At 71.2% G+C, this 10431-nt stretch carries 8 protein-coding genes; 6 read left to right on the top strand and 2 right to left on the bottom strand.

The genetic code is table 11. The features are described from left to right. Nucleotides 1–1185, bottom strand: coding sequence for an amidohydrolase (locus ACIBH1_RS33330; RefSeq protein ID WP_397317963.1), 1185 nt, complete (start codon nucleotides 1183–1185; stop codon nucleotides 1–3). Between the two features lie 35 nt (nucleotides 1186–1220). Here ACIBH1_RS33330 and ACIBH1_RS33335 point away from each other — a divergent pair, with 35 nt between their 5' ends. Continuing rightward, nucleotides 1221–1619, top strand: coding sequence for an ester cyclase (locus tag ACIBH1_RS33335; RefSeq protein ID WP_397317964.1), 399 nt, complete (start codon nucleotides 1221–1223; stop codon nucleotides 1617–1619). Between the two features lie 49 nt (nucleotides 1620–1668). Here the strand turns inward: ACIBH1_RS33335 and ACIBH1_RS33340 are convergent, their stop codons facing one another. Further along, a complete protein-coding gene (locus ACIBH1_RS33340; protein WP_397317965.1) occupies nucleotides 1669–4200 on the bottom strand; it encodes a GNAT family N-acetyltransferase in 2532 nt (843 codons plus the stop codon). 93 nt (nucleotides 4201–4293) lie between these two features. On the opposite strand from ACIBH1_RS33340, the gene ACIBH1_RS33345 reads away from it, so the two are divergent. From ACIBH1_RS33345 to ACIBH1_RS33365, 5 genes are all read left to right on the top strand, one after another. Beyond that, nucleotides 4294–5736, top strand: coding sequence for a pyridoxal phosphate-dependent decarboxylase family protein (locus ACIBH1_RS33345; RefSeq protein WP_397317966.1), 1443 nt, complete (start codon nucleotides 4294–4296; stop codon nucleotides 5734–5736). Beyond that, nucleotides 5723–6970, top strand: a complete 1248-nt coding sequence (locus tag ACIBH1_RS33350) for a lysine N(6)-hydroxylase/L-ornithine N(5)-oxygenase family protein (RefSeq protein ID WP_397317967.1) — start codon at nucleotides 5723–5725, stop codon at nucleotides 6968–6970. Before ACIBH1_RS33345 ends, ACIBH1_RS33350 begins: the two co-directional genes overlap by 14 nt. Then, entirely contained in the window at nucleotides 6967–7521 is a 555-nt protein-coding gene (locus tag ACIBH1_RS33355; RefSeq protein WP_397317968.1) for a GNAT family N-acetyltransferase, read from the top strand. The genes ACIBH1_RS33350 and ACIBH1_RS33355 overlap by 4 nt, the downstream gene beginning before the upstream one ends. After that, nucleotides 7514–9238, top strand: a complete 1725-nt coding sequence (locus ACIBH1_RS33360; RefSeq protein WP_397317969.1) for an IucA/IucC family protein — start codon at nucleotides 7514–7516, stop codon at nucleotides 9236–9238. Before ACIBH1_RS33355 ends, ACIBH1_RS33360 begins: the two co-directional genes overlap by 8 nt. Before the next feature lie 99 nt (nucleotides 9239–9337). Further along, nucleotides 9338–10123 carry a methyltransferase domain-containing protein gene (locus ACIBH1_RS33365; protein WP_397317970.1) on the top strand — a complete coding sequence of 262 codons (786 nt, stop codon included), beginning with the start codon at nucleotides 9338–9340 and terminating at the stop codon, nucleotides 10121–10123. Nucleotides 10124–10431 lie beyond the last annotated feature (308 nt).

Here is a 10431-nt window from a genome sequence, read left to right on the forward strand (position 1 = left end):
CTAACGGGCCTCGCTGTAGAAGGGGTCGGCGACGACGCCGCCATGCTCACCGTAGGTGTAGACCTCGCGGCCGTTCACGTAAACCCGCAACGCGCGGCTGAAGATGTCGAGCGGATCGCCGGACCAGATGACCACGTCGCCGTCGAGGCCCGGCGTGAGCGAGCCCACCCGGTCGTCGAGCCCCATGATCCTGGCCGGGTTGACGGTGATGGAGCGCAGGGCCTCATCGCGGTCGAGTCCTTCCTTGACCGCGAGCGTGACCTGGTGGACCAGGAAGTTGATCGGCACCACCGGGTGGTCGGTGGTGATCGCGATGCGCACGCCCGCGCGGGCCAGGATGCCGGGGTTGCGCAGAGAGCGCTGGCGCAGCTCGACCTTGGAGCGCGTGGTGAACAGCGGGCCGATGATGACCGGGATGTCGCGCTCGGCCAGGATGTCGGCCAGCAGGTGGCCCTCGGTGCCGTGGTTGAGGATGAGCTTGTAGCCGAACTCGTCGGCCAGCCGGATCGCGGTGGCGATGTCGTCGGCGCGGTGGGCGTGCTGGCACCAGGGCAGCTCGCCGTCGAGCACCTTGACCAGGATCTCCATCGTGCCGTCCCGCTCCTTGCGGTCGGTGTCGGCCTTGTAGTCCTGGGCCTTGCGCAGCGCGTCGCGGATCACCGTGGCCACGCCCAGGCGGGTGCTCGGCAGCTTCTTCTGGTCGCCGTAGACCCGCTTGGGGTTCTCCCCCAGCGCGCTCTTGACGCTGACCGGCTCGCGGACCAGCATCTCGTCGACGGTGCGTCCCCAGCACTTGACGGCCACCGTCTGGCCGCCGATCGGGTTGCCGGAGCCAGGCTTGATCACGGCCGTGGTCACGCCGCCGGACAGGGCGTCGGCGAAGCCGGTCTCGGCGGGGTTGATGCCGTCGAGGGCGCGCAGCCGGGCCCCGACGGGGTCGGTCATCTCGTTGGTGTCCTGACCCGCCCAGCCCTCGGCCTCCTCCCAGACGCCCAGGTGGCCGTGGGCCTCGACGAAGCCGGGCAGCACCCACTGTCCCGACGCGTCGACGGTCTCCACGCCGTCGGGGACGGTGACGTCCGCGCCGACGGCGACGATCTTGCCTTCCTGGATGAGGACCGTCCCGCCCTCGATGGGGTCGCCATCGACGGGTACGACATAACCGCCAGTAATCGCAATATTCATAGTGCGAACCTATCGTCAGGGGGCAGGTGGGTCCCATGGACATCGACGACCTCTACCGTCGCTGGTTGCTGGAACTGTGGGCCGGCGACTTCGCCCTGGCCAAGGAACTCGTCACCCCCGACTTCCTCGGCCACTGGCCGGGCATGGACGTGCACGGCCCCGACGGCCTGGTCGAGGCGCTCCGGCAGGGCCACGCGCCCTTCTCCGACGTCGTGGTCACGCTGGACGTCGGGCCGATCGTCGACCGCGACCTGGTCGCCGCCCGGTGGACCTTCAGCGGCTCCTACCGCGGCGGCCTGCCCGGCACGAGCGCGGCGGCCGGCACCGCGGTCTCCTTCAGCGGCCACGACCTGCTCAGGGTCTCGGGCGACCGTTTCGCGGAGTACTGGGTGGTCTCCGACACCGAAGGCATGTCACGGCAGCTGGGACTTTGAGCGCTCGTCAGGCGCGTCGTGCCCGCGCTGCGGCGTTTCCTGGAGCCGTTCAGGGACGAGGCATGAACAGCAGCTGCGCCCGCTTCCATCCCAGGTCGATCTCCTGGGCCGGCTCGAAGCCCACGCGCACCAGCCGGTCGATCGCCTTCCGGTTGCGCGCGTCGGGTTCGGCGACCAGGCGCGTGCGGCCGGGCTCGGACCACACGTAGTCGAGGAAGGCCGACAGCAGCACGCCGGTGTAGCCGGGCTCGGGCGCGCCGGAGGGCGGGCCGATCATCAGATGGATGCCGAAGTCGCCCGGCCGCACGTCGTAGCACTCGCCGACCGGGTCGTGCAGGGGCTCGTAGGTCTGGAAGAGCGCCACCGGCCTGCCGTCGCGTTCCACGAGGTAGGCGTGGTGGGTGGGCAGGGAGTCGAGGTGCTCGTAGATCTCCAGCACGTCGCCGCGGCCGTGCTCCAGCATGCCCCAGAACCTGGCGCGCTCCTGGGTGACCCACTCGTGCAGGACGTCGAGGTCGGCGGCGGGTTCGACGGGGCGGATCCGGACGGCGCCGAAGCCGTCGACCAGCCGCTCGTACACGCGGGCGGGCTCCAGGACGGGGATGAGGTCGCCGCTCACCCAGAGCGGCAGCTGGTCGCGGTGATGCCGGTCGCCGCCCACGCCGGAGGCGCCCAGGGGGACGATCCAGCGGCTGTCCTCGCGCCTGGCCAGGTCCCAGACATAGCGGGCCGAGGGTCCGCGCGAGCACAGGTCGGTCAGGCCGGGGACGCTGGTGGTGGCCAGCACGCAGTCGTGGTCGCCCGAGACGCCCGGCCACGGGTCGCTGCCCGGCAGGGTCTGCCAGGGGGCCAGGCGGTGGAGGTCTCCCCACGCGTGGCCGGGCGGCGGCCGGTCGAGGGCGTCGCGCAGGATGCCGGGCAGATCGGGGAAGAGGTCGCTGCCGAGGAGCGCGGTGAGGCCGTGGGCGACCCGCGCCACCGGGTCCAGCCAGGGCAGGAAGACCTCGGGGTAGGGCATGGGCTCGGCCAGGGGCGCCAGGGCGGGGTGCGCGGCGATCGCGCGAACCACGGCCGAGCGCACGGCGGCGAAGGCGGCCGCGTCGGTGCTGCCCGCGTCCATACGCCGGTCCCAGGCGAGCAGGCGGTCGCGCAGGGCGGCCTGCTCCGCGCCGAGGTCATCGAGGGCGGCGAGCCGGTCGAGGAGCGGGCCCGCGGCGGCCAGGTGGGTGTCCATGTGGATCGCCGCCATCTCCTGCGGCTTCCAGTCATCGCGGCCGCCGAGCAGCTCGCGGATGCGGTCGGCGCGGTACGGCGGGGCGAACTCGGCGCCGAGCGGCGCGGCCAGGCCCTTCTCGTTGGCCATCACGGTGATGCCGGTGACGTCGGCGCGCGGCGCATCGTGCCAGCCGCGCCAGGTGTGCTGGTCGTCCCACGCCGGGACGGGCGACAGGAGGTTGTCGTCGTGGCGGAGCGGGACGGCGCCGGCGACGCGGTGGAGCGTGGCGCCGGAGTCGTCGGCGGCCAGGACGACGTTGACGGGCTCGGCCCACAGGTCGAAGGCGCGGTCGACGTCGGCGACGGTGGCGGCGCGCAGGAGCCGGGGCAGGGCCGCGAAGCCGAGGTCGTGTCGCACGCGGGCGGGGTAGCGCAGGCTCATCGGCTCCTGTCCCGCGCCTCCCCCCAGCCCACCGATGACGATCGGTCCCCGGTCGGTTTCGATGACCTCCACCTGGACCGGCGGGCCGCCCGCCACCTCGATCGTCTCGGTGTGGACGGACGCCGGGCGCCAGCCGTCCGGCCCGAGCGCCTCGACCGTGCCCGCCCTCTCCCGCAGTCGCTCCCGGTAGAGGTCCTGGTAGTCGGCCATCGCGTTGGTGATCGCCCAGGCGACGGAGCCCGCGTGCCCGAAGTGGGCGATGCCCGGCACCCCGGGCACCGCCAGCCCGACGACGTCGACGCCCGGACACGACAGGCGGATCTGCTGGTAGATGCCCGGATCCTCGATGTGGCGATGCGGGTCGCCCGCGATGATCGCCGCCCCGGCGGCCGTGAAGCGGCCGGGGATCAGCCACCCGTTGCTCCCCGAGGAGCCGGAGGCGTCGGCCGCGAACAGCGGCACCGCCGACGGCCCGAGCCGCCGCGCGACCTCGCCACGCCAGAGTTTGCCCGGCAGCCCGGTGAAGAGCAGGTGGTGCGACAACCACACCGCCAGCGGGGTCCACACCTCCCAGCGCCCCGGGGTGATCCCCACCTGCCCGAATTCGGGGGCCTCCTGGGCTGCGAGCCCGGCGTTCACCCCGCCGGCGTAGGCGCCGACCCACCGTGCGGTGTCCTCGTCGAGCGCTTCGAAGCACCGCCGCGCCGTGTCGGCGACGCGCGCCTGGCGCGCGAACCGATCCCATGGCAGGTGATCGAACCCGAGGAAGGCGGCGCTGGTGCCCTGGGCACGATGCCGCTCGACCTCCAGCTGCCAGGCGCGGTCCCGGGCGGTCACCCAGCCCTGGGCGCGCGCCAGCTCGTCGAACCCGGCCGCCCGGACACTGGGAATGCCCCATTCGTCGCGGAAGATCTCGTCGGTCATCACAGGCAGGGGCTTTCCCGATTCTGTCGTGGGCGACTTGTCCGAATGTAACGGAATCTAAATTGTGAGTCACTCCCACGGCAAAGGGTTCACATGACCTCCCTCTGGCAGGCCAGATCTCACCTTCTCAACGACCGTACGGCCGGCGACTACCACCGCCGCCTCGCCGAGGGTCTGCGACGGGTGAGAGACCGGATCTCCCGGGTGGATCGGCCGTTCACCGGGATTACGCCCACCCAGCTGGCGGCCAGGATCGGCAAGGTCGACCTGGACCGCCCGCTGGGCGGGGCCGCCGCCGCGCTCGACGAGCTGGAGGAGCTCTACCTGCGCGACGCCGTCTACTTCCACCACCCCCGCTACCTGGCCCACCTCAACTGCCCGGTGGCCATCCCCGCGCTCCTCGGCGAGCTGCTGCTGAGCTCCGTCAACTCCTCGCTCGACACGTGGGACCAGAGCGCGGGAGCCACCTTCATCGAACGCCGCCTCATCGCCTGGACCGCGGCCAGGATCGGCTACGGCCGCGGCGCCGACGGAGTGTTCACCAGCGGCGGCACGCAGTCGAACCTGCAGGCCCTGCTCCTGGCCAGGGAGGAGGCCGGGCAGGTCCCAGAGCCGCGCGTCCTGACCAGCGCCGCCGGGCACTTCAGCGTGCAGAAGGCCGCCAAGCTGCTGGGCCTGGGCCCCGAGTCGGTCGTCGTCGTGGAGACCGGCGGCGACCGGCGCATGCGCACCGACGCGCTCGCCACCGAACTCGAACGGTACGGCGACGCGGTCATCGCCGTCGTCGCCACCGCCGGGACCACCGACTTCGGCACCATCGACCCCCTGCGGGAGATCGCCGACCAGTGCGCCCTTTCAGGAGTGCGCCTGCACGTCGACGCCGCCTACGGCTGCGGACTGCTGGTCTCGCCGACGCGCCGCCACCTCCTCGACGGCATCGAGCGGGCCGACTCGGTCACGGTCGACTACCACAAGTCCTTCTTCCAGCCGGTCAGCTGCAGCGCCCTGCTCACCCGCAAGGGCGGCGACCTGCGGCACTCGGCCTTCCACGCCGACTACCTCAACCCCGCCAGGGTCGCCGCGCACCTGCCCGACCAGGTCAACAAGTCGATCCAGACCACCCGCCGCTTCGACGCGCTCAAACTCTGGCTCACCTTGCGGATCATGGGCGCCGACGCGGTCGGCCTGCTCTTCGACGAGGTGGTCGAGCGGGCGTCGCAGACGTGGGACCTGCTGGCCGCCGACCCCCGGTTCGAGGTGGCCGCCAGGTCGCAGCTGTCGACGGTGGTCTTCCGCTTCCTGCCCGACGATCCCGAGCTGGCCGACCAGGCCAACCGCTACGCCAGGAAGGCGCTGTCGGCCTCGGGCGCCGCGGTGATCGCCGGGACGCGGGTCGACGGGCGCGAGTTCCTGAAGTTCACCCTGCTCAACCCGGAGACCACGATCGAGGACGTCGCCGACGTCCTCGATCTCATCGCGGAGCACGCCGCCCACTACGCGGCCCTGATCCTCGAGGAACCGCATGTCCCCGCATGACCTGGTCGGCATCGGGCTCGGGCCGTACAACCTGGGCCTGGCGTGCCTGGCGGAACCGCTGCTCGACGCGGTCTTCCTGGAGAGCCGCCCCGACTTCGACTGGCATCCGGGCATGATGCTGGAGTCGGCGACGCTGCAGACGCCGTTCATGGCCGACCTGGTCACCCTGGCCGACCCGACCTCGCCCTACTCCTTCCTGAACTACCTCAAGCAGGCGGGCAGGCTCTACCCGTTCTACATCAGGGAGTCGTTCTTCCCGCTGCGCACGGAGTACAACGAGTACTGCCGCTGGGCGGCCGAGCGGGTGGGCGGCGTGCGCTTCGGGCACGAGGTGACCTCGGTCGGCCACGAGGACGGGCTCTACGTGGTCAGGGGCGAGGGGTTCACGCTCCGCGGACGCCACCTGGCCGTGGGCGCCGGCGCCCCGCCGTACCTCCCGCCGGCCTGCGTGGACGCGGGCGGCGACCTCGTGCACACCGCCTCCTACCTGCCGGCCAGGGCGGCGCTTCTGGCCAAGCCGAGCATCACGATCGTGGGCAGCGGGCAGAGCGCGGCGGAGGTCTACCTCGACCTGCTGTCGGAGATCGACGCGCACGGCTACCGGCTCACGTGGGTGACTCGCTCGCCGCGGTTCTTCCCGCTGGAGTACACCAAGCTCACGCTGGAGATGACCTCGCCGGAGTACGTCGACTACTTCCGCGCGCTGCCGGAGCGGACCCGCTACCGGCTGGAGCGGGAGCAGAAGGGGTTGTTCAAGGGCATCAGCTCCGAACTGGTGAACACGATCTTCGAGACGCTGTACACCAAGAGCGTCAAAGGGGCGGTGCCGACGCGGCTGCTGACCAACACCGAGCTCGTCGGCCTCACCTACCAGGACGGGACGTACACGCTGGACCTGCGGCACGCGGAGCAGGATCGCGACTTCTCGCTGTCGACCGAGGGGCTGATCCTGGCCACCGGCTACGAACACCGCGTCCCCGCCTTCCTCGACCCCGTCCGCGACCGGCTGCGGTTCGACTCGCGCGGACGCCTCGACGTGGCGCGCAACTACAGCATCGACGTCACGGGGCGCGAGGTGTTCCTGCAGAACGGCGGCACGCACACGCACAGCATCACCTCGCCCGACCTCGGCATGGGCGCCTACCGGAACTCGTGCATCCTGCGGGAGATCCTCGGCCGCGAGCCCTACCCCATCGAGAAGACCATCGCGTTCCAGGAGTTCGGGGTGTCATGACCGGGTTCGCGCGCAGCACGCCGATCGGGCGGTTCGCGGTGCGGCCGCTGGATCCGGTGGCCGACGCCGTCCTGGTGCACTCGTGGGTGGTCCATCCCAAGGCCGCGTTCTGGATGATGGGCGACGCCGACGTGGCGCGGGTCCGCGAGGTGTACGCGGGCATCGCCGCCCACCCCCACCACGACGCGTTCCTCGGCACCCGCGACGGGGCGCCGTGCTTCCTGGTGGAACGTTACGACCCGCGCCACGTGGAACTCGCCGGGCTGTACGGCCACGCGGACGGCGACGTGGGCATGCACTTCCTGTGCGCGCCCGCCCCGAGGCCGGTCCACGGGTTCACGCTGGAGGTGATCACCACGGTGATGGCGTGGTTGTTCGCCGATCCGGCGGTCCGGCGCGTGGTCGTCGAGCCCGACATCCGCAACCACGCCGTCCACGCGCTCAACGCCGCCGTCGGGTTCGAGGTCGCGGGGCCCGTCGACAAGCCCGAGAAGCGGGCGCTGCTCAGCTTCTGCACCCGCGAACGTTTCAGGGGAGCCGTCCATGCGTGAGCTCGTCGCCCACCTGTCCCCCGGCCCCTGGTCGGCCGCCAACCGGCTGCTGGTGCGCAAGGCGATCGCCGAGTTCGCCCACGAGCGCCTGCTGACGCCCGAGCCGCTCCCGGACGGCTGGTACGGCCTGGCCGGATACCGGTTCCGCGCCCGCCTGCTCAGCCTCGACCACTGGGAGATCGACCTCGGCAGCCTGACCTGCCCGGCCGGAACGCCCGACGTGCTCGACTTCGTCCTGGAGTTCCGCCACGAGCTCGGCCTCACCGACGAGGTGCTCCCGGTCTACCTGGAGGAACTCTCCTCCACCCTGTCCAGCCTGGCCTACAAGCTCGCCAAGCCGTACACCAGCGCCCGCGACCTGGCCCAGGCCGACTTCCAGACCATCGAGGCCGCTATGACCGAAGGTCATCCCGGCTTCGTGGCCAACAGCGGCCGCCTCGGCTACGGCCTGCACGACCACCACGCCTTCGCCCCCGAGGCCGCCCAGCCGGTGCGGCTCGTGTGGCTGGCCGGCCACCGCTCGTGCACGACCTTCACCCACGGCGCCGGCCTCGACTACGCCGAACTGATCCGCTCCGAGGGTCTGGAGCCGTTCGTCGCCACCCTGACCGAGCTCGGGCTGGCGCCCGACGACTACCTGCTCATCCCCGTCCATCCGTGGCAGTGGTGGAACAAGCTGTCGGTCACCTTCGCCGGGGAGATCGCCCGCGGGCGGCTGGTGTTCCTGGGCGAGAGCGACGACGTCTACCTGGCCCAGCAGTCGGTCCGCACGTTCTTCAACGCCGCCTCCCCCGCCAGGCACTACGTCAAGACCGCGATCTCCGTGCTCAACATGGGCTTCATGCGCGGGCTCTCCGCGGCCTACATGGAGGCCACCCCGGCGATCAACGACTGGCTGGCCGAGCTGATCGAGAGCGACCGGGTGCTGAAGGCCACGGGGCTGACGATCCTGCGCGAACGGGCCGCCGTCGGCTACCGGCACCGGCAGTACGAGGCCGCCACCGACCGGACCTCGCCGTATCGCAAGATGCTCGCCGCCCTGTGGCGGGAAAGCCCCGTGCCCACCCTGGCGCCAGGGCAGCGGCTGGCCACCATGGCCTGCCTGCTGCACGTGGACCGCGAAGGACGGTCGCTGGCCGCCGAACTGATCGCCCTGTCCCGGCTGGAGCCCCGCGAGTGGGTGCGGCGCTACCTGGAGGCCTACCTGGTGCCGCTGCTCCACGCCTTCTACGCCCACGAGCTGGCGTTCATGCCGCACGGCGAGAACGTCATCCTGGTGCTGGACGGGCACGCGGTGGAGCGGGTGATCTTCAAGGACATCGCCGAGGAGATCGTGGTCATGGGCCCCGGGGTGGAACTGCCCGCGGCGGTCGAGCGGATCCGGGCGCAGATTCCGGAGGAGATGCAGCTGCTGTGCGTCTTCACCGATGTGTTCGACGGGTTCCTGCGGTATCTGAGCGCGGTGCTGGACGGGGCGGGGGTGCTGGAGGAGGGGGAGTTCTGGGCGGTGGTCGCGGCGTGCGTGGCCGGGTATCAGGCTGCGGTGCCGGAGCTGGGTGAGAGGTTCGTACGGCATGACATGTTCGTCGGGGAGTTCGCGCTTTCGTGCCTCAACCGGCTGCAGTTGCGGAACAACCGGCAGATGGTCGACCTGAGCGATCCGGCGGCGGCGTTGCAGCTGGTGGGGCGGCTGCGGAACCCCATTGCGCGGCGATAGGCCATCAGCCTTCACTCCCCGCTTCCCCGAAGTCTGATATCCACGCATACCGACACGCTTCGTCCCATCGCGCCGCCGAGGGATGGCTAGGCTGCCACGATGGACCACGTATCCGACGCACCCAAGGCTCCCGTCAAGTCGACCAGACCCGACTGGATCACCACGGCCACCGAGCCGCTCGACCCGTCGATCCCGGTGAACGACTACGACGGCTTCGCCGAGGAGTACTCGGCCGAGAACGAGAGCAGCCTCCTCAACGCCTACATCGAGCGACCCGCGATGATCGCCCTCGCCGGAGACGTGAACGGCCACCACATCCTGGACGCCGGCTGCGGCTCAGGCGCCCTGGCCGCCGAACTCCGCGAACGCGGCGCCATCGTCACCGGCGTCGACGCCAGCGCCGGCATGCTCGCCGTCGCCAGACGCCGCCTCGGCGACGACGTGGAACTGCGCGTGGCCGACCTGCGCGACCCGCTGCCGTTCGCGGACGGGACATTCGACGACGTGACGGCCTCGCTGGTGCTGCACTACCTGGAGGACTGGGGGCCGACGCTGGCCGAGATGCGGCGGGTGCTCAAGCCCGGCGGCCGGCTGATCGCCTCGGTGAACCACCCGTTCGTGGAGTGGATCAGCGCGGATCCCCGGCCGGTCTATCGGGAGACGACTAGCTATACGGACTTGTGGACCTTTGGGGGGAAGTCGTTTCCGTTGACGTTCTGGCGCCGGCCGTTGCACGCGATGACGGACGCGTTCAGCGAGGCGGGCTTCCGCCTCTCCGCGATCAGCGAGCCCAAGACGGCACCGGGGGCACCCGAGGCGTTCTCGGGGCTCAGCTTCATGTGCCTTGTCGGGGAGGCGGGGATTGCGGGTAGCTCAGCCGGGTGATCCCTCGGGGGTTCGCCGGAGTGCGCGGCGGGCCCTCGATCCCCGACCACCCGAACCGCCGATCTCGTTGTAACGCCCGCCCACCGGCCTCTGCCTGCTGGCCAAGCCGACGAGGCCACGAGTCGCTGAGGTCACTCGAGTCACCGAACCCACCCGAGCCACCGAAACCACCCGAATCACCGGGGCCGCCCGAATCGAGTTGAAGGTTCACCGGAAGCCACCGAGGCACGTGAAGCCCCCGAGGCCGACACGGCGGCCGCGCCGAGCCCCCACTCGAAGCCGCGGTAACTGCCACGGGCCCTGGCCGC

Source organism: Nonomuraea sp. NPDC050663 (genome assembly GCF_044456985.1).
Lineage (GTDB): Bacteria > Actinomycetota > Actinomycetes > Streptosporangiales > Streptosporangiaceae > Nonomuraea.